Raw genomic sequence first — 18,071 nt, 5'->3', positions numbered from 1 at the left:
GACGAGGACGCAGTGAAGCTGGATTCGATGTACCAGGAACTGATCCTGGACCACTACAAGCACCCGCACGGGCGTGGCCTGCGCGACGGCGACGCCGAGGTGCACCACGTCAACCCCACGTGCGGTGACGAGATCACGCTGCGCGTGAAGTACGACGGCGAGACGCTCACCGACGTCTCGTACGAGGGCCAGGGCTGCTCCATCAGCCAGGCCAGCGCGTCCGTGCTGAACGAGCTGCTGGTCGGCAAGGACCTCGCCGACGCGCGTCGGATCCAGGAGACCTTCCTGGAGCTGATGCAGTCCAAGGGCAAGATCGAGCCCGACGAGGCCATGGAAGAGGTACTGGAGGACGCGGTCGCGTTCGCCGGTGTCGCCAAGTTTCCCGCCCGCGTGAAGTGTGCTCTGCTGAGCTGGATGGCGTGGAAGGACGCGACCGCCCAGGCCCTGGGCGACGCGGAGAGGAAGACGGCATGACCGAGAACGCGACGCCCGAGGCGTCGATCAAGCCGGCCAGCGAGGAAGAGGTCCGCGAGGCCCTCTACGACGTGGTCGACCCCGAGCTGGGCATCGACGTCGTGAACCTGGGCCTGATCTACGGCATCCACGTGGACGACGCGAACATCGCCACCCTCGACATGACGCTCACCTCGGCGGCCTGCCCGCTGACGGACGTCATCGAGGACCAGGCGAAGTCGGCGACGGAAGGCATCGTCAACGAACTTCGCATCAACTGGGTCTGGATGCCCCCGTGGGGCCCGGACAAGATCACGGATGACGGCCGTGAGCAGCTGCGCGCACTCGGTTTCAACGTCTGAGTCGACGTGTGTGAGGAGGGGCCCCCGGCACGGTGCCGGGGGCCCCTCCTGCCGTTCGGGCCTCCTTGCGACGTTCGCTCCTCGGCCTGTTCGCCCGGCCGTCGGGCGGTGTGCACCGGAAGTTGGTCGCAGTGGCCGAATCTTCTCCATGGCCGCCATGCTCATGCCGTGGCGCAGCAGTCGAGAGGACCATCCGTGACCGTTCGCCCATCGCCGGTGCGCCGTGCGGGCGCCGTGTGCGTCGCCGGGGCCGCAGCCCTCCTCGTCGCGGGGCTGACGGCGCCCGCGCACGCCGCCGGGTACGCCGATCCGACGATCTCGCTCTCCGCCACGCACCTCACCGGGGCCGTGGGCGCGTACGGCGACCCCGCCGTGACCGCGGACGTCGAGCAGCCCGGGGTGCCGGCCGGCTTCCTGCGGCTGCGGGTGCTGTCCTCCAGCAACCCGGCGGTGGTCGCGGTGGGCGACGTACGGCAGCAGCGGACCCCCTCGGGCGACCGCAGCCTCACGGTGCGCCCGCGAGCGCAGGGGTACACCGACCTGACGCTCCAGGTCACCGGACGTGGCGGGAAGACCGCGACGGCCACCCTGGCCTACGCCGCCTCGGCACGGGTCGGCGGCGCGCCCACGACCCGCTACCTCACCGGGTCCTCGGACGCCTCGGCCGCCGTGGACGTGGGCGGCGGACACGTGCTGGTGGCCGACGACGAATCCAACGTCCTGCGCCTGTACGACCGCTCCCGCACCGGCGCGCCGGTCAGGACCTGGGACCTCGGCCCCTCGCTCGGCCTGAAGAAGGAGGTCGACATCGAGGCGGCGGCCCGGGTGGGCGACACGGTCTACTGGACGGGCTCGCTGGGCAACAACAAGGACGGCAAGTACAAGGCGGAGCGGAACACGGTCTTCACCACGAGGATCACCGGATCCGGCGCCGGTACCGAGGTCTCCTTCGGCAGCGCCCACCACGGCCTGCGCGAGGACCTGATCGCCTGGGATGTCGCGCACGGCAACCGCTACGGCTTCGCGGCCGGTACGGCCGAGGGTGAGGCGCCCAAGCAGATCGACGGGTTCAACGTGGAGGGGTTGGAGTTCGCGCCGGGTTCCACGTCCACGGCCTACCTCGGTTTCCGGGCGCCGCTGGCCCCGGCGGTGCCGGGGGGCAAGGCGCTGGTGGTGCCGGTCACCAACTTCGACAGGGTGCTGTCGACGGGGGCGAAGGCCACCTTCGGTGCGGGCATCGAGCTGGACCTCGGTGGCCTTGCGATCCGTGACATGCGCAGGAACGCGGCGAACCAGTACCTGATCCTGGCCGGTTCGTGGGCGGCCGACGACAACTCCGACCCGTACGCGCTGTACCAGTGGGACGGGGTCGCGGGCCACGCTCCGGTCAAGCGGGCCGACCTGCCGACCACCGATCCCGGCGGGTGGGAGGCCATCGTGGAGGTTCCCGACCTGTCGGTCGCGGGGGCGCGGGTCCAACTGATCACCGACAGCGGCTCCGCCGACCTGTACGGCGACGGCAAGGAAGCCAAGGACCTCGACCACGCGGAGTGGAAGAAGGCCCGCTCAGCATGGTTCACGCTCGGCCCGACGCGCGGGGGCCACCGATGAACGCGTGGCGGCACCGATGAACGTGTCACGGCGCCGATGACCGTGTGGGGACACCAATGACCGTGTGGGGGACACCGATGAGCCCGTGGGGGACACCGATGAAGCAGACGACGCGACGGACGCGACGGACGACGCCGGGGAACGAGCAGCGGGCGACGCGGCGGCTGGGCGTCGCCGCACTGGCGGCCCTGACGCTCGCCGGGGTGAACTCGCCCGCTTTGGCGGCCGGTTACGGCACACCGACCATCGCGTTCTCCGCCTCCTACCTGTCGGGGGCCGTCGGCGGGGTCGGGGATCCCGTCGTGGACGTGACCGTGGGCCAGAGCGGCGCGGACGCGTCCGCGCTGGTCGTCAGCGCGACGGCCTCCAGCAGGGCCTCGGTCGCCGGGACCGGGGACGTCACCGTCACCGGGGCGGGCGCGGTCCGGCAACTGGCCGTCACCGCACGGGGCCGCGGCTACACCAACCTCACCGTCAAGGTGGGCGGGCTGGGCGGCAAGAGCGCCACCAAGACCCTGTCGTACGCGGCGTCGGCCGCCGTGGCGAACCCCGCCGACGCCCGGTACCTCGTCGGCGCCTGCGACTCCTCGGCCGCCGTGGACGTCGGCGGCGGCTACACCGTGGTCGCGGACGACGAGTCGAACGTGCTGCGGCTGTACGACCGCTCCCGGTCCGCAGCGCCGCTGAAGACCTGGGACTTCAGCTCACAGCTCGGTGTGAGCAAGGAGGTGGACATCGAAGGAGCGACCCGAATCGGCGACACCGTCTACTGGACCGGCTCGCTCGGCAACAACAAGGACGGGGAGTACAAGGCGCCCCGCAACACCGTGTTCACCACCACGCTCAGCGGATCCGGGGCGAGCACGCAACTCGCCTACGGGCGCTCGTACAAGAAGCTCCGCGACGACCTGGTGGCCTGGGACAAGGGCAACGGCAACCGCTATGGCTTCGCGGCCGGGACGGCCGAGGGTGAGGCGCCCAAGCAGATCGACGGGTTCAACGTGGAGGGGTTGGAGTTCGCGCCGGGTTCCACGTCCACGGCCTACCTCGGTTTCCGGGCGCCGCTGGCTCCGGCGGTGCCGGGGGGCAAGGCGCTGGTGGTGCCGGTCACCAACTTCGACAGGGTGCTGTCGACGGGGGCGAAGGCCACCTTCGGTGCGGGCATCGAGCTGGACCTCGGTGGCCTTGCGATCCGTGACATGCGCAGGAACGCGGCGAACCAGTACCTGATCCTGGCCGGTTCGTGGGCGGCCGACGACAACTCCGACCCGTACGCGCTGTACCAGTGGGACGGGGTCGCGGGCCACGCTCCGGTCAAGCGGGCCGACCTGCCGACCACCGATCCCGGCGGGTGGGAGGCCATCGTGGAGGTTCCCGACCTGTCGGTCGCGGGGGCGCGGGTCCAACTGATCACCGACAGCGGCTCAGCCGACCTGTACGGGGACGGCGCCGAGGCCAAGGACCTGACGCACGCGGAGTGGAAGAAGGCGCGGGCGGCCTGGTTCACGCTGAACTGATCGATCCCCCGGACCGATCTGCGTTCGCCCCGCCGGACCAATTTCCCGCCGGAACGGTCTTGCGGAGGGGCGGCGCGGGGGAGTGCGTGCGGGCATGCGCCGGGAATGTGTACGTGCGTACGCAACGATGTGTACCCTTGTACGCATGCCCTATGTACTGCTTGCCGCGGCCATCGCCGCCGAGGTCGCCGGCACGACCGCCATGAAGTTCAGCGAAGGCTTCACGAAGCTGTGGCCCTCGATCGGCACGGTCCTGGGTTACCTCGTCGCCTTCACCCTGCTCGCGCAGACCCTGAAGACGATGTCGGTGGGAACGGCGTACGCGATCTGGGCGGGCGTCGGCACGGCCGCCATCGCCGCCATCGGCATGCTGTTCCTCGGGGAGGCGGCGACCGCGGCGAAGATCGCCGGAATCGCGCTGATCATCGGCGGGGTCGTCCTGCTGAACCTCGGCGGGGCGGCCCACTGATGCCGGCCGGAGCGGTGCGCCGCCACGACCCGGAACGACGGCAGCGGATCATCGACGCGGCGATCCGGGTGGTGGGCGCCAAGGGCATCGCGGGCCTGAGCCACCGCACCGTGGCGGCGGAGGCGGACGTGCCCCTGGGATCCACGACCTACCACTTCAAGACCCTGGACGACCTCCTCGTGGCGGCCCTGCGCCAGGCGAACGAGCATTTCGTCCTGGTGCCCGACCCCGCGGAGCCGGACCTCGCGACGGCGCTCGCCCGACTGCTGGGAGACCTCCTGGCGGCGGGCCGGGACCGGGGGCGGGTCGAGCTGGAGTACGAGCTGTACCTGGCGGCCCTGCGCCGCCCGGCGCTGCGGCCGGTGGCCGCCGAGTGGTGCGCGTCCGTGGCGGCGGCGCTGGGCGGGCGGACGGACCCCGTGACGGCACGGGCGCTGGTGGCGGTGATGGACGGGATCAGCCTGCAGGTCCTGCTGACGGACGCGGAGTACGACCCGGCGTACGCGCGGGACATCCTGGGGCGGGTGCTGGCCGGGGCGTGAACGGTCGCCGCCCTCGGGCGACAGCCGCCGCCGGCGGGCCGGTCAGGGGGCGGCGCGGACCGCCTCCAGGGCGGTTCGGACGCCGGCCTCGATGTCCGTGATCGGGTAGATCACCTCGCGCACCGTCCGGTCCCGGTCCAGGACGAGGGTCAGCCGCTTGAGCCGGCTCACCCCGGCCGCGCGGAAGGTCGGCAGCCGCAGCGCCGAGGTCAGCGCGAGTTCCGCGTCCGAGAGGAGCGGGAAGCGCAGCCGCTCCGCCTCGGCGAACTCCCGCTGTTCGTCCGGCCGCTGGGTGGAGACGCCCTGCACTGTCGCGCCCGCCGCCGTGAACTCGGCCAACTGGTCCCGGAACGTGCAGGACTCCAGGGTGCACCCCTTCGCCCCGGGGATCCCGGCCCACCCCGGCGGATAGGACTCGGCCCGGGCGTAGGCGCCCGGGAAGCAGTACAGGACCGTGAACGGGGTGTCCGCCACGGGGTCGCGAGGCTCCCCGAACCGATCCGGCAGCAGCAGCTCCGGCACCCGGGTGCCGAGCAGCGCGTGAACCCGCGCCGCCTCCCGCGAGGATTCCCCGGTCGTCGCCGTCATCTCTCCCTCTCCCAGGATCCAGGTGTCCCCCCAGTCCTGGAGGGCCACCAGCACCGGCAGCAGCCCCCGGCCGCGCGGGGTCAGCCGGTACTCGTGCCGCACCGGACGCTCCTGGTACGGCTCGCGCGTCAACACCCCGGCCTCGACCAGCAGTTTCAACCGCTCGGTCAGCACCTTGCGGGAGACGCCCAGCTCGCGCTGGAACTCCTCGAACCGGTGCACGCCGCGCGCGGCGTCGCGCACGACCAGCAGCGTCCACCAGTCGCCCACGACGTCGAGGGCCTGGGCGATGGAGCAGTCCGCGTCGCCGAGGTGCGTGCGCTGGGCCATGGGAACTCCTTTGTCCGTTGACCCAAGGCTGCCATGCTGACATAGTCCGTTCCCAAAAGGAACTGACCTGTTCGTGGGGGCGCCGACGTGTTGCGAGGATTCAAGGACGTGCCGAGGGTGGTGTGGCTCCTGGCGGCCGGGGTGTTCGTCAACGCCGTCGTCGGTTTCACCTTCGTCTTCGTCTTCGTGTACCTGGTCGGACCGCGCGGCCTCGGAGCCGCGCAGGCCGGCCTCGCCGTCGGCATCGGTGGCGTCGGCCTGGTCGCCGGCAACTTCACCGGAGGCTGGTACGGCGACCGCCACGGCCACCGCCGGGTGCTGCTCACCGCCGCCGCGTTCGGCGGCCTCGCCCTGGCCTGCCTCCCGTTCCTGCCCACCCCGCTGCTGTGCGCCCTCCTGCCGGCCGTCCAGTACGCGTCCGGGGTGATCCGCGCCGCCAACTCCGCGCTCGTCGCCGTCACCGTCCCCGAGGGCGCCCGCCGGCAGGCCTACGCCGTCGTGCGGTGCGCCTCCAACGGCGGCTTCACCCTCGGTCCGCCCCTGGGCGCCCTGGTCGCGGCCGGCCTCTCCTACGACTGGCTGTTCGTCGCCGACGGCGTGGGCACCCTCGTCCTCGCCGTCTGGACCGCCCGGATCGTCCCGTCCCGCGGCGCCACCCACGCACGCGCCGCGGCCCGGGACGGGGGTCCGGGCCGCGGCGTCACCGCCGAACTGCGGGCCCGCCCCGCGCTGCTCGTCCTGCTCGCCGCCGTCCTCGTCGTGGACGTCGTGTACCGGCAGCAGTACTCCACCCTCCCGATCTTCCTCGCCGACCACGGCTTCGACATCCGCGCCTTCGGCCTGGTCGTCGCCCTCAACGGCGGGGTCGTCCTGCTGCTGGAACTGCCCGCCGCCGTCGCCCTGCGCGCCCGCCCGCCCCTGGCCGTCGTCGGTACCGGACTGCTCCTCGTCGGAGCCGGTCACGCGGCGCTGATCGCCGGAGCGGGCATCGCGAGCGCCGTCGTGATGATGGTGCTGCTCAGCCTCGGGGAGATCCTCTACAAGACCACCGCGACCGCGTACGTGGCCGACCAGGCCCCGGCGCACGCGGTCGGCCGCTTCCAGAGCCTGTACGCGGGGGTCTCGGTCAGCGGCGTCGTCCTCGGCGCACCTCTCGGTGGGGCCCTGTACGCCGCCGCCCCCGGGCTGCTGTGGCCGGCGTGCGCGGCCCTGGCCACCGGTGCGGGGGTCGCGGTGCTCCTGGCCTCCCGCCGGTCGCCCCGGCCCGGCGGGAGGGGCACCGGCACTCCCGGGACGGCACGCGGTGAAGGGGCGGGGTCGGGGGCGGGGTCGGGGTCGGCGAGCGCGGCACGCGGTGAGGGGTCGGGGTCGGGATCGGGGTCCGCGAGCGCGACACGCGGCGCGACCGTCACATGAGACCGGTTCGCGACCGCGGCCCGTCGCCGGTTAGGTTTCGGGCATGACTGCTACGCGTACCTCCGGCGCCGTCGCCGCCGGCCTTGCCACCCTCACCGCCGACGGCACCGTCCTCGACACCTGGTTCCCCGCCCCTCGCCTCGTCGCCGAGCCCGGCCCGGCCGGCACCGAGCGCCTCACCGCCGAACAGGCCGTGGAACTCCTCGGGGCCACCGCGCCGAAGGCCATCCGCCGGGACGCGGTCCGCGGGGTCGAGGTCGTAGCCGTCCGCACGGTCATCTCCTCGCTCGACGACAAGCCGCTCGACGCCCACGACGCGTACCTGCGCCTGCACCTGCTCAGCCACCGCCTGGTCAAGCCGCACGGCCAGAACCTCGACGGCGTCTTCGGCCTGCTGGCCAACGTCGCCTGGACCTCCCTCGGGCCCGTCCCCGTCGACGAGGTCGAGACGGTCCGCCTGAACGCCCGCGCCGAGGGCCTGCACCTCCAGGTCACCTCGATCGACAAGTTCCCGCGCATGACCGACTACGTCGCCCCCAAGGGCGTCCGCATCGCCGACGCCGACCGCGTCCGCCTCGGCGCGCACCTCGCCGAGGGCACCACCGTCATGCACGAGGGCTTCGTCAACTTCAACGCCGGCACCCTCGGCACCTCCATGGTCGAGGGCCGCATCTCGGCCGGCGTCGTGGTCGGCGACGGATCCGACATCGGCGGCGGCGCGTCCACCATGGGCACCCTGTCGGGCGGGGGCAAGCAGATCATCTCGATCGGCGAGCGCACCCTGGTCGGCGCCGAGGCGGGCGTCGGCATCGCCCTCGGCGACGAGTGCATCGTCGAGGCCGGCCTGTACGTCACCGCGGGCACCCGCGTCACCCTCCCGGACGGCCAGATCGTCAAGGCCCTGGAACTCTCGGGCGCCGACAACATCCTCTTCCGCCGCAACTCGGTCACCGGCGCCGTCGAGGCCCGCCCGAACAACGCGGTCTGGGGCGGCCTGAACGAGATCCTGCACAGCCACAACTGACGCTCGAACGGGGCCGGATCGCCGGCGCCGGACGGCACGACGCCCTCCCACCCCGAACGGGTGGGAGGGCGTCGTGCGTCCCCGAGTGGACGCCGGCCCGCGGGCGGCCCTCCCGCCCCGAGCGGGGGAGGGGGCCCGACGGACCGAACCGGTCAGTGCAGGGGGATCGTGCGGACCAGGCCGGCGAAGGCCTGTTCCTCTTCCTCTGTCAGTTCCACCGACTCCATGGGGTGCCCGGCCGGACCGCGCTGGGTCGGGATCGTCGACAGGCCCTCGAAGGCGTCCTGCCCGGAGTGGTGGATGCGGCCGTCCCACAGGACGTGGCCGAGGCCGATCACCCAGACGAGGGCGGCCACGAGCAGGACGGCGATGCCGATTTCCTGGACGAGGGTGATGGAGGGGAACACACGGTCCTCCGGGGGTGCGGGATCGAGCGTGCAAGATCGGGCGTGCAGACACTCAACACCAGAACGGCCGAATTGGACAGGGGTGTGTCGAGTGTCACGCCAGGGCCGAAAGTCCCCACCTTGTCCCGAAAGGACCCTTCGGCAGGTGGCAGGTGGCAGGTGGCAGGTGGCAGGTGGCAGGTGGCAGGGGGTCCGGGCGGGACGGCGCCCGTACCCCCCGCCGATCCACCCGTGACTACGGGCGGAAGCGCAGCACCTGCGGGTCGTGGTCGCTGTTCTGGTTCGCGAACTCCGCGTTGATGTGCACGCTGTCGTACGTGAAGGTCTTGATCGCCGGGCTGGTCAGGATCTGGTCCAGCACCTGCGCGTTGCCCTGGTACACGTACGAGTAACGCTCCGCCTTGGGCAGCGACTTGATCGCCGGGTACAGTGCCCCGCCGTCCGCCAGGGCGTCGGCGGTCGCCGAGAACTCGAAGTCGTTGATGTCACCGAGGGCGATGACGTTCGCCTTCTTGTCGGCCGCCAGGATGCTCTTGACGAAGCCGTTCACGGCCTGCGCCTGGAGCAGTCGCTTGGCCTCCGAGGAGCGGACCGGCGGCTGGTGGTGCGAGGTGAGGCCCTCGTCGCCGCCCTTGGAGCCGAAGTGGTTGGCGATGACGAAGACCGTCTTGCCGCGGAAGACGAACTCGCCGGCCAGCGGCTTGCGGCTGTCGGCCCACGCCGGGTTCGCCGGGTCGATCCGGCCGGGGGAGTGGGTCAGGGCGGCCTTGCCGTCGACCGTGGTGACGCCGGTGGCCGTGACCGCGTCGCCCGCGGCGCGCTCGGTGAAGGAGACCCGCGCCGGGTTGTAGAGGAACACCTGACGGATGTTGCCGCCGGGCTCGCCGCCGTCCTTGTTGTTCTCGGGGTTGACGGTCCGCCACTGGTACGCGGGACCGCCGGCCGCCGTGATCGCCGCGGTGAACTTCGTCAGCGTCTGCTCGGCCGCGACGGTGCCGTCGTTCTTCGCGCCGTTGTCGTCCTGGATCTCCTCCAGGGCCACGACGTCGGGGGAGGCGAGGTTCTCGACGACGGCCTTGGCCAGCGCGTCGAACTTCTCCTGCGGGTCGCTCGGGTCGAGGTTCTCGACGTTGTACGTGGCCACCGCGAGCTCGTTGGCCGCCTGCGCCTTGGTCTTCTCGGGGGCGAGGGTGCCCGCCGTGACCGTGCCGAGGGTGCGGGCCACCAGGGTGTAGCCGCCGAACTGGTTGAAGTCCAGCGGGCCCTCGGTGGCGCCGGTCAGCTTGTCGCCGACGTTGGCCACGGGGAAGGGCTGCTGCGCGACGGGCGCGAGCTGCTGGATCTGGAGCCGGCCGGTGTTCTGGGACTCGTACGAGCCGTAGATCGTGCCGCCGCGCTTGGCGGTGTTCTCCCAGCCCTTGACCGTGACCCACAGCTCCGAGTACGGGTCCGTGGCGCCGACCACGCGCGAGTTGCCGATCTTGACGTTCATGCCCTCGACGGACTCGTAGAAGTCCAGTGCGAAGCGCGAGGGCTCCAGGGTCAGGCCGTTGATGCTGCCGGCGGCGGCCGGGTCGCCGGCCGGGGCGTACGCGGCGGGCACCGTGTACTCGTTGATCGCGGTCGCGGCCGGCAGCGCGTTGCCGGAGGAGACCACGGTCACGACCGGCTTGGCGATCTGCGTCACGGACTGGTTGCCGGAGGAGACGCCGCCCGGGACGTACTCGCCGACCGTGCCGGTCACCTTGACGGCGTCGCCGACGGCGACGGTCGGCACCGAGCTGGTGAAGACGAACACGCCCTCGCTGGTGGCGTCGTTGTCGTCGGCGTCGGGGTCCTGGATCCAGAAGCCGCGCGAGCCGTACGTCCGCACGCCGGTGACGATGCCCTCGACGTCGGCGACCTGCTTGCCGTTGAGCGGGGATATGCGGGTGGTGCCCTGGATGTCGTGGATGCGTATCGGATCGGCGGACACGGCGCCTTCGGCCGCGTCGGCGGAGCCCGCGAGCAGGCCGGTGGCCAGCGCGGTGGCGACGAGGGCCGCGACGGCGGCGGAACGGGGATGCGAGGAGCGCATGGGCGGGAACTCCGGTGTGAGGGTGGGGGGGAACGCCGGGAAATCCGGGGCTCCTGTACTGCTCAGTACATCTACGCGCGTCAATTTCCTGTGTGGACCGCAAAGTTGTCAAGGTCTCCGAGGAAGACGGCAGCTGACTGTGGGATGAACCAAGGGCGATGGCCCCTCGGACATGCCCGAATTGCGTCTACGCTGGGTCGTCGCCGTACGACCCAACGGCCCCACCGCGACCGCGAGGAGAACCGCCCCATGTCCGCAGAGCCGCACCCCACACTGCCGCCGGTACGGCTGCACTCCGATGCGGAACTGGCCCGCGACGCCCTGGTCACGCCGCTGTTCGCGCACGCCGTGCGCCTCGCCCGCTGGGCCGGCCCCCACACCCGCGTGGAAGTCGGCGGCGAACTCACCACCGAACAGCTCGCCGAGGCGGCGGCCGTGCTCGGGCTCGACCCCGAGGGCGAGGAGGGCCCGGTGCTCGCGAGCCAGGCCTGGCGGGTGGCCGTGGACACCGGGCTGGTCGACGTGACCGAGCCGGAGGAGGACACGGGCGCGGGCGCAGCGGACGCCGAGGCGGGCGAGGGCGACACCGACGGCGCGGAGTCGCGGTACGGGACCGCCGCCCCCGGCGAGGACCTGGCGCTGATCGCGGGCGGCGCACCCGGCGACGTGCTCGACCTGTGGCTGGCGGCCCTGGACGCCGTCCTCGCGGACGCGGCCGTGCCCGACCTCGACGACCTCGTCGACGCGTTGGACGCGGGCGGCGAGATCGACTTCGACCGGCTCGACTGGAACCCGCAGCGCGAGGCGGACTTCCTCGACGGGGTGCTCGCCAACCTCTACCTGCTCACCATCGCCGAAGGGGGCTCCGGCGACAGCCCGGTGCCGCTTCCGGTGCTCGCCGCCTCGATGGTCGTCCCCGACGACATGGGCGATCCCACCGACGCCGTGCTGGAACAGGTCTCGGACGCGATGATGCGCCTCGACGACCAGTTCCGGCAGCTGGAGCCGATCGGGCTGGTCGAGTTCCGTCCGGTGGACGAGGCGCTCATGGCGGAGGCCGACGACGAGGAACTCCTCGCCGGGCAGGGCGAGGGCACCGAGGAGGACGTGGCGCGGTACGGAATGGTCCGGCTGACGGCGCTCGGCCTTTACGGCGTCCGGGCCCGGATGCTGGAGGCCGGCGTCGACGCCCCGGCCATCGGGGAACTCGCCGACAAGGGCGCCGACGCGCTGCTCGACGCGGTTTCCTTCTACCCGGAGGGCGCGGCGCAGGCCGAGATCGAGCAGTGGCTGACCGGACGTGAACTGCCGACCGCGGTGGCCGAACTGCTGGCCGCGGCCCGCGGTGACGACGAGGGCGCCCCGCTGCGCCGGCTGCGCTGCCAGCAGGCCCTCGCCCTGGCCGGCCCGGACGCCGAACCGGCGGTCCGGGCGGTACTGGACGACCCGGAACTCGGCGGGCTCGCCCGGGTCTGGCTGGCCGAGCGGGGAGCGACGGACGTACCGGCGCCGGACGGGGCGATGGTGTTCTGGCTGACGGTCGACACGATCGCCGCGCAGCTCGCCGCCGACGGCGAGACGGACGAACTCCCGCTGCTCATGCACACCCTGACCGAACACCACGCCGGATTCTTCGAGCAGGCGTGGCGGGTGGAACACCCCGCCACGGCCTACGTGCTGGAGTCGATGGGGAGGTTGCACCCGGACAAGAAGGCGGCGAAGGAAGCCCGCAAGGCCGCCTTCAAGGCCCGCTCCCGACAGCCCTGACGGCCGCCGGGCCGGCCGGCCCGGCGGGGCCGGCGGGCGGGGCCCGGGTCGGGGGTCGGGCGGCCCGTCCGGCGGGGTGCGCGGAGGGCGGCGCTGCCGGCGGCAACGGTCGGTCCGGCGCCCAGCGGTCGAGAGGCTCGTCCGAGGTGCACAACGCGCCGATCCTGGGCCGGAGTTCGCCATTTCGGCCGGCGGTGAGGGGACGGTTCGCGTTCGGGGGTAGTTCAGCCGCCGTTCACGTGCGGGCGGGAGCGTGTGCGCCGACGACCGCACGACAGGCGCCCCACCTCCCCACCCCAGGAGATCCGATGCCGCTCACCCGTAGAGACTTCACCGCCCGGACCGTGATCGCCGGTGCCGGAGTCGCCCTCACCGGAACCGTCGGCGCCCTCGCCACCGCTCCCGGAGCACTCGCGGCCGACGACGACACGCGGCACGACGAGTACGGCCACCCCCACGGCCCCGGGTACGGCCCGCTCCTGCCCGACCCGGCCGGAATCCTGGCCCTCCCCGCCGGATTCAGGTACCGCGTGATCACCCACAGCGGTGTCACCACGCTCGACTCGGGCGAGACCACCCCGTCCAACCACGACGGTACGGCCGCGTTCGAGGGACACCGGGGAGTCACCCTCCTCGTCAACAACCACGAGCTGAAGGGCCCGCGCACGGGCTGGGAGCGCCCCGTCCCGCTCACGGAAGGCCTCGTCTACGACCCGGCCGCCGCCGGCGGCTGCACGGTCGTCGAGGTCCGGCGCGGCGGCGAGGTCGCCGAGTGGGTGGGCATCGCCGGTACCTCGACCAACTGCGCCGGCGGAGCCACCCCCTGGGACACCTGGCTGACCTGCGAGGAGAACTCGGACCTCGCAGGCAAGAACGGCATGACCAAGGACCACGGCTACGTCTTCGAGGTGGACCCGCACGACCGGCGCGCCAACCGCGACCCCAAGCCCGTCAAGGCCTTCGGGCGCTACGACCACGAGGCCGTGGTCATCGACCCGCGCCAGGGCCACGCATACCTGACGGAGGACGCCTCCGGCCCCAACGGGCTGCTCTACCGCTGGACCCCGCCGCACGGCTTCCGGCACGGGCGGGGCAGGCTCCGTACCCTCGCGCCGGACGCGGGCGTGCTCGCCGCCGCCAAGTGCTTCGACCACAACGGCCGGTTCGTCGACGACCTCTCGCGCGCCACCGCGATCGGCACCGTGTTCGGGGTGGATTGGGTGGAGGTGCCCGATCGCGACGCGCGGACGACGCCGGTGCGCAAGCAGTTCGCGGACACCGCGGTGACCCGGGGGCGCAAGCTGGAGGGCATGTGGTGGGCCGACGGGGGCGCGTACTTCGTCTCCTCGTTCGCCCGCGCGGAGAGCCCGGGCGCCGCGCACGACGGCCAGGTGTGGTTCTACGACCCCAAGCGGCGCACGATCAGGCTCACCGTGCTGCTCGGTGTGAACGCCGACCCGGCGAAGGACGGCGTCTACGACGGCCCCGACAACATCACCGTGTCCCCGTACGGAGGCCTGGTCATCGCGGAGGACGGAACAGGGCTCCAGCACCTGTTCGGCGCGACGGAATCGGGGCGCACCTACCCACTGGCCCGCAACGAACTCAACATCGGGACGGACGAGTCGCCCGAGTACTCGGAGTTCACCGGCGTGTGCTTCTCACCGGACGGGCGCACCCTCTTCGCGAACATCCAGGACCCGGGCATCATGCTGGCCGTCACCGGACCGTGGCGGCGAGCCCGCTGAGGCGGGGCGCGGCCACGGCCGACGGGGCGCTACTGGGTCGCCGCGGTCTCCGAGCGGGAGGCGGCGGCCCATTCCTCCAGGAGGAATTCGTACGCGTCGGAAGGCCACTCACCGCCGACCCCGGTCTCGACGAGGTGCCGGATCGCCTCGTTCGCCTCTGCGGCGGACGGGCGGGCCGGACCCGCGGGCTGGAGTGTCTTGTGCATGGCTCAAGGCTACGGGCGGGCACTGACGGCCACCGCCGATTCGGAGGTGCAATCGCTCACCCGAAACGGCCTTTGGTAGCGCCATGTGCCCGCCCACCTGCTCAGAGTGCCTGCGAGGCGGGTTTGACCATGCCGCGCACTGTGCGGGACTTCACAAAGTCCCCGATGGCCGTCATCTCCCACTCACCGGTGAACTGCTTGATCAACTTGGCCATCATCACGCCGGTTTGGGGTTCGGCGCCCGTGAGGTCGAAGCGTACGAGCTCCTCCCCGCTCGCGGCGTCGATCAGTCGGCAATAGGCCTTCGCGACCTCGCTGAACTTCTGGCCGGAGAAGGAGTTGACCGTGAAGACCAGCCCCGTCGCCTCGGCGGGCAGCCGGCCAAGGTCCACGACGATCACCTCGTCGTCCCCGGCTCCCTCGCCGGTGAGGTTGTCGCCGGAGTGCTTGACGGCGCCGTTCAGGATGGACAGCTTGCCGAAGTAGCAGCTGTCGATGTGGTTGCGCTGGGGGCCGTACGCGATGACCGAGGCGTCGAGATCGATGTCGCGGCCGCGGAACGCGGGCTCCCAGCCGAGGCCCATCTTGACCTGCGAGAGCAGCGGGCGGCCGCCCTTGACGAGGGAGACGGTCTGGTTCTTCTGGAGGTTGACCCGCCCCTTGTCGAGGTTGATCTTCCCGGCGCCGGGGGCGGCTGTGGGGGCAGCGGGCGGGGCGGCGGGAGCAGGCGTGGGCGTCGGGGCGCCCCAGGCCTGGGCGGGGGCCGGGGCGGCGGGGGTGGGCGTCGAACCCCCGAGCCAGGGGGAGGCCGGGTACTGGGCGGGCGGCGCGGCGGGCGGCGCGGGCGGAGCGGGGGGCGCCGACGGGGCCGCGGCCGCGGCCGGGGGCGGCTCCTCGTCCACGGAGACGCCGAAGTCGGTGGCGATGCCGGCGAGGCCGTCGGCGTAGCCCTGGCCGACGGCGCGCACCTTCCACACACCGCCGCGCAGGTAGACCTCGACGACGACGAGGGCCGTCTCGGAACCCAGCTGGGGAGGGGTGAAGGTGGCGATCACCGCGCCGCCGACCGCGTCCCGCACCGTGGCCGTGGGCTCGATGCCCTGGAAGGTCTGCCCGGCGGCGTCCGGGCTGGCGGTGACCACGATCCGCTCGATGCCCGGCGGCACGGCGCCGGTGTCCACCGTGATCGAGTCGGGCGTCGCACCGCCCCCGGACCGGTGACTCACACCGGGGCCGGTCGGCTGGTTGTAGAAGATGAAGTCAGCGTCGGAACGCACCTTGCCGTCCGCGGCGAGGAGGAGTCCCGATACGTCGAGCCGCACCGGAGCAGCCACGTCCACCGTCACCCGGACGGTGTTGAGCGGCAGATTGGAACCAGGGGTCATAGCGGTCATGCCCGGAGAACGACCGGAGGGGCTTTGCCGTTCCCTTACCTTCGCGGGAGATTTCCGGGTCCGGGTCGGAGCGGTTCGGTCGGGCCGGGTCCGCGGGGCCCGGGGCCCGGCGGGATCAGCGCTGGTTGCGGGGGTGGTTCCTGGCGGTGCGTTCGTTGCCGAACTTGTAGGCGCCCGTCCAGCGCGCCATCACCATCTGCGCGTCGCCCGATTCCACCTCCCCCAGGAACTTCTCGGCGCGGCCACCCCTCAGGGTGCCCGCGGCCCGGCCCCGGTGCGTGATGACGACGGAGTCGCCCTGTCTCTCGTACGTGAATCCGTGCGGTTTCGGCATGACGCGCAGCCTGCCGGGCCGAGGGCCGGGCAGCAACGGATTATGCGGCGGCCGGGCGGCCGGGCGGCCGGGTGGCCGGGTGGCCGGGTTGCCGGGTTGCCGGGTGGGGGAAACGGTTCTGTGGGAGGTGGCCGGGCGGCAGGCGGTTCGGGGCTCAGTGCTCCCGTGTGCCGACCCGCTCCCCGGTGACCCGTCGGGGCAGATCAAGCGGGTTGGCCTCGCGCAGTTCCGCCGGCAGCAGGGCGTCCGGCACCGACTGGTAGGCCACCGGCCGCAGCCAGCGCTCGACGGCGGTGCCGCCGACCGACGTGGAGTGCGAGGTCGCCGCCGGGTACGGGCCGCCGTGGTGCTGGGCCGGAGCGACCGCGACACCGGTCGGCCAGCCGTTGACGACGATCCGTCCCGCCAGGCCTGTGACCTGCTCGATCAGTTCGCCGGCCGGTCCGGGCGCGCCCGCGGCCTCGGCTTCGGACAGCTGGAGGGTGGCGCTCAGGTTTCCGCCGAGGAGCCCCAGCACCCCGGCCGCCTCGTGCTGATCGGCGTACCGGACCACGACGGTCACCGGGCCGAAGCACTCCTCCAACAGCACGTCGTGCGCGCCACCCGCCAGAAGGCTCGCGGCGTCGACCGTCAGATAGCCCGCGCCGACGGTGTGCTCCCCGCCGGAACCGGGGGTCACGGGTGCGGTGACCCCGGGCAGGGCGGCCCGTTCGCCGACCCCGGCGACGAAGTTCTCCCGCATCCGGTGGTCCAGCAGCACGCCGGGTTCGGTCTCGCCGAGCGCCTTGGTGAGGGCGGTGGCCAGCCGGTCGCCGTCCCCGCCCGAGGGGACCAGCACCAGCCCGGGCTTCACACAGAACTGGCCGACCCCGAGGGTGACGGAAGCGGCGAGTCCGGCGCCGATCTCCTCGGCGCGCTCGGTGGCCGCCGCCGGGGTGACCACCACGGGGTTGAGGGAGCCGAGTTCGCCGTGGAAGGGGATGGGGACGGGCCGCGCGGCGGCCGCGTCGAACAGGGCGCGACCGCCCCGGATGGAACCGGTGAATCCGGCGGCGGCGACGAGCGGGTGACGCACCAGTTCCAGCCCGGCCTCGAAGCCGTGGACCACCGCGACGACCTCTGCGGGAAGCCCGGTCGCGACCGCCGCCCGGCGCAGCAGGGAGGCACACAACTCGGAGGTGGCCGGATGGTCGGGATGGGCCTTGACCACGACCGGGCAGCCCGCGGCCAGTGCGCTCGCGGTGTCCCCGCCGGGCACGGAGAAGGCGAGGGGGAAGTTGGAGGCGGCGTAGACGGCGACCACGCCCAGCGGCACCTTGTAGCGACGCAGGTCGGGGCGCGGCGGGCTCAGCGCCGGGTCGGCGTGGTCGATGCGCACGTCGAGGTACGCGCCCTCGTCCACGGCGTCCGCGAAGGCGCGCAGCTGGCCGGTGGTACGGGCGAGTTCGCCGGTGAGGCGGCCCGGACCCAGGGCGGTCTCGGCGTCGGCCGCCTCGATGACGTGGGCGGCGGACTCGTCGAGCAGATCGGCCGCGGCGCGCAGGAACGCGACCCGCGCGGTGCGGTCGGTCAGGGCGGAACGGGCGGCGTGGGCCGCGCGGACGGCCTCGTCCACCTCCCCGGGTGTGGCCTCCACCGCAACCTGCTCGCGCTGCTTCCCGGTGCGGGGGTCCACACTCCAGACTGGTGTTGCTGCCATGGCGCACTGCCTCCTGGATCTCCGCTGACCCGCGCGGCGGCGTTCAGTACTCTGAACGCCGTTCCGGTGGATGAATGATCACGTCCATCGTGGACTCTATTTCCGCGTCTTCCGGGTTGACAAGAGA

General features: G+C 72.5%; 17 protein-coding genes. 10 read left to right on the top strand and 7 right to left on the bottom strand.

Annotated features, from left to right (window positions below):
- Nucleotides 1-12: 12 nt before the first annotated feature.
- The 6 genes from sufU to ACQEVM_RS25825 all read left to right on the top strand — a co-directional run bounded on the left by sufU (nucleotide 13) and on the right by ACQEVM_RS25825 (nucleotide 4,954).
- Nucleotides 13-474, top strand: coding sequence for a Fe-S cluster assembly sulfur transfer protein SufU (gene sufU, locus ACQEVM_RS25850; RefSeq protein ID WP_053681643.1), 462 nt, complete (start codon nucleotides 13-15; stop codon nucleotides 472-474).
- Complete coding sequence (locus ACQEVM_RS25845) at nucleotides 471-815, top strand: metal-sulfur cluster assembly factor (RefSeq protein WP_053681645.1); 345 nt, start codon at nucleotides 471-473, stop codon at nucleotides 813-815. Before sufU ends, ACQEVM_RS25845 begins: the two co-directional genes overlap by 4 nt.
- A gap of 195 nt (nucleotides 816-1,010) precedes the next feature.
- Nucleotides 1,011-2,426, top strand: a complete 1,416-nt coding sequence (locus tag ACQEVM_RS25840; RefSeq protein WP_433082855.1) for a DUF3616 domain-containing protein — start codon at nucleotides 1,011-1,013, stop codon at nucleotides 2,424-2,426.
- Nucleotides 2,427-2,524: 98 nt separating this feature from the next.
- Nucleotides 2,525-3,943 (top strand): DUF3616 domain-containing protein, encoded by a 1,419-nt coding sequence (locus ACQEVM_RS25835; protein ID WP_433082853.1) that lies wholly within the window; start codon nucleotides 2,525-2,527, stop codon nucleotides 3,941-3,943.
- 145 nt (nucleotides 3,944-4,088) lie between these two features.
- Nucleotides 4,089-4,412 carry a DMT family transporter gene (locus ACQEVM_RS25830; RefSeq protein ID WP_433082851.1) on the top strand — a complete coding sequence of 108 codons (324 nt, stop codon included), beginning with the start codon at nucleotides 4,089-4,091 and terminating at the stop codon, nucleotides 4,410-4,412.
- Nucleotides 4,412-4,954 carry a TetR/AcrR family transcriptional regulator gene (locus tag ACQEVM_RS25825; protein WP_433082849.1) on the top strand — a complete coding sequence of 181 codons (543 nt, stop codon included), beginning with the start codon at nucleotides 4,412-4,414 and terminating at the stop codon, nucleotides 4,952-4,954. The genes ACQEVM_RS25830 and ACQEVM_RS25825 overlap by 1 nt, the downstream gene beginning before the upstream one ends.
- A gap of 42 nt (nucleotides 4,955-4,996) precedes the next feature.
- Here ACQEVM_RS25825 and ACQEVM_RS25820 read toward each other — a convergent pair whose 3' ends face one another.
- Nucleotides 4,997-5,872, bottom strand: coding sequence for a winged helix-turn-helix transcriptional regulator (locus tag ACQEVM_RS25820; protein WP_433082847.1), 876 nt, complete (start codon nucleotides 5,870-5,872; stop codon nucleotides 4,997-4,999).
- A 108-nt stretch (nucleotides 5,873-5,980) separates the two neighbouring features.
- Here ACQEVM_RS25820 and ACQEVM_RS25815 point away from each other — a divergent pair, with 108 nt between their 5' ends.
- Nucleotides 5,981-7,288, top strand: coding sequence for an MFS transporter (locus ACQEVM_RS25815; protein WP_433082845.1), 1,308 nt, complete (start codon nucleotides 5,981-5,983; stop codon nucleotides 7,286-7,288).
- Between the two features lie 43 nt (nucleotides 7,289-7,331).
- Nucleotides 7,332-8,312, top strand: a complete 981-nt coding sequence (gene dapD, locus ACQEVM_RS25810) for a 2,3,4,5-tetrahydropyridine-2,6-dicarboxylate N-succinyltransferase (RefSeq protein ID WP_433082843.1) — start codon at nucleotides 7,332-7,334, stop codon at nucleotides 8,310-8,312.
- A gap of 152 nt (nucleotides 8,313-8,464) precedes the next feature.
- Here dapD and ACQEVM_RS25805 read toward each other — a convergent pair whose 3' ends face one another.
- Complete coding sequence (locus ACQEVM_RS25805) at nucleotides 8,465-8,719, bottom strand: hypothetical protein (RefSeq protein ID WP_351376339.1); 255 nt, start codon at nucleotides 8,717-8,719, stop codon at nucleotides 8,465-8,467.
- A gap of 235 nt (nucleotides 8,720-8,954) precedes the next feature.
- Nucleotides 8,955-10,796: an endonuclease/exonuclease/phosphatase family protein gene (locus ACQEVM_RS25800; protein ID WP_433082841.1), complete on the bottom strand. Its 1,842-nt coding sequence runs from the start codon at nucleotides 10,794-10,796 to the stop codon at nucleotides 8,955-8,957.
- A gap of 249 nt (nucleotides 10,797-11,045) precedes the next feature.
- Here ACQEVM_RS25800 and ACQEVM_RS25795 point away from each other — a divergent pair, with 249 nt between their 5' ends.
- On the top strand, nucleotides 11,046-12,563 hold the full coding sequence (locus ACQEVM_RS25795; protein WP_433082839.1) for a hypothetical protein: 1,518 nt from the start codon (nucleotides 11,046-11,048) through the stop codon (nucleotides 12,561-12,563).
- Nucleotides 12,564-12,871: 308 nt separating this feature from the next.
- On the top strand, nucleotides 12,872-14,311 hold the full coding sequence (locus tag ACQEVM_RS25790; protein ID WP_433082837.1) for an alkaline phosphatase PhoX: 1,440 nt from the start codon (nucleotides 12,872-12,874) through the stop codon (nucleotides 14,309-14,311).
- 29 nt (nucleotides 14,312-14,340) lie between these two features.
- Here ACQEVM_RS25790 and ACQEVM_RS25785 read toward each other — a convergent pair whose 3' ends face one another.
- The 4 genes from ACQEVM_RS25785 to ACQEVM_RS25770 all read right to left on the bottom strand — a co-directional run bounded on the left by ACQEVM_RS25785 (nucleotide 14,341) and on the right by ACQEVM_RS25770 (nucleotide 17,944).
- Entirely contained in the window at nucleotides 14,341-14,517 is a 177-nt protein-coding gene (locus tag ACQEVM_RS25785) for a hypothetical protein (protein WP_199826603.1), read from the bottom strand.
- 101 nt (nucleotides 14,518-14,618) lie between these two features.
- Nucleotides 14,619-15,902 (bottom strand): TerD family protein, encoded by a 1,284-nt coding sequence (locus ACQEVM_RS25780; RefSeq protein WP_433085369.1) that lies wholly within the window; start codon nucleotides 15,900-15,902, stop codon nucleotides 14,619-14,621.
- 124 nt (nucleotides 15,903-16,026) lie between these two features.
- A complete protein-coding gene (locus ACQEVM_RS25775) occupies nucleotides 16,027-16,245 on the bottom strand; it encodes a hypothetical protein (RefSeq protein WP_433082835.1) in 219 nt (72 codons plus the stop codon).
- A 154-nt stretch (nucleotides 16,246-16,399) separates the two neighbouring features.
- Complete coding sequence (locus tag ACQEVM_RS25770; protein WP_433082833.1) at nucleotides 16,400-17,944, bottom strand: aldehyde dehydrogenase (NADP(+)); 1,545 nt, start codon at nucleotides 17,942-17,944, stop codon at nucleotides 16,400-16,402.
- Between the last annotated feature and the right edge of the window lie 127 nt (nucleotides 17,945-18,071).

The sequence above is a fragment of the Streptomyces sp. CA-243310 genome (genome assembly GCF_050936775.1).
Lineage (GTDB): Bacteria > Actinomycetota > Actinomycetes > Streptomycetales > Streptomycetaceae > Streptomyces.
This window is presented reverse-complemented; position numbering and strand designations above follow the sequence as displayed.

Excerpts from the sequence above, each read along its gene's own strand:
- ACQEVM_RS25845 (WP_053681645.1), top strand. The coding sequence starts at position 471 with ATGACCGAGAACGCGACGCCCGAGGCGTCGATCAAGCCGGCCAGCGAG.
- ACQEVM_RS25835 (WP_433082853.1), top strand. The coding sequence starts at position 2,525 with ATGAAGCAGACGACGCGACGGACGCGACGGACGACGCCGGGGAACGAG.
- ACQEVM_RS25830 (WP_433082851.1), top strand. The coding sequence starts at position 4,089 with ATGCCCTATGTACTGCTTGCCGCGGCCATCGCCGCCGAGGTCGCCGGC.
- ACQEVM_RS25825 (WP_433082849.1), top strand. The coding sequence starts at position 4,412 with ATGCCGGCCGGAGCGGTGCGCCGCCACGACCCGGAACGACGGCAGCGG.
- ACQEVM_RS25820 (WP_433082847.1), bottom strand. The coding sequence starts at position 5,872 with ATGGCCCAGCGCACGCACCTCGGCGACGCGGACTGCTCCATCGCCCAG.
- dapD (WP_433082843.1), top strand. The coding sequence starts at position 7,332 with ATGACTGCTACGCGTACCTCCGGCGCCGTCGCCGCCGGCCTTGCCACC.
- ACQEVM_RS25800 (WP_433082841.1), bottom strand. The coding sequence starts at position 10,796 with ATGCGCTCCTCGCATCCCCGTTCCGCCGCCGTCGCGGCCCTCGTCGCC.
- ACQEVM_RS25795 (WP_433082839.1), top strand. The coding sequence starts at position 11,046 with ATGTCCGCAGAGCCGCACCCCACACTGCCGCCGGTACGGCTGCACTCC.
- ACQEVM_RS25790 (WP_433082837.1), top strand. The coding sequence starts at position 12,872 with ATGCCGCTCACCCGTAGAGACTTCACCGCCCGGACCGTGATCGCCGGT.
- ACQEVM_RS25785 (WP_199826603.1), bottom strand. The coding sequence starts at position 14,517 with ATGCACAAGACACTCCAGCCCGCGGGTCCGGCCCGCCCGTCCGCCGCA.
- ACQEVM_RS25780 (WP_433085369.1), bottom strand. The coding sequence starts at position 15,902 with ATGACCCCTGGTTCCAATCTGCCGCTCAACACCGTCCGGGTGACGGTG.
- ACQEVM_RS25775 (WP_433082835.1), bottom strand. The coding sequence starts at position 16,245 with ATGCCGAAACCGCACGGATTCACGTACGAGAGACAGGGCGACTCCGTC.
- ACQEVM_RS25770 (WP_433082833.1), bottom strand. The coding sequence starts at position 17,944 with ATGGCAGCAACACCAGTCTGGAGTGTGGACCCCCGCACCGGGAAGCAG.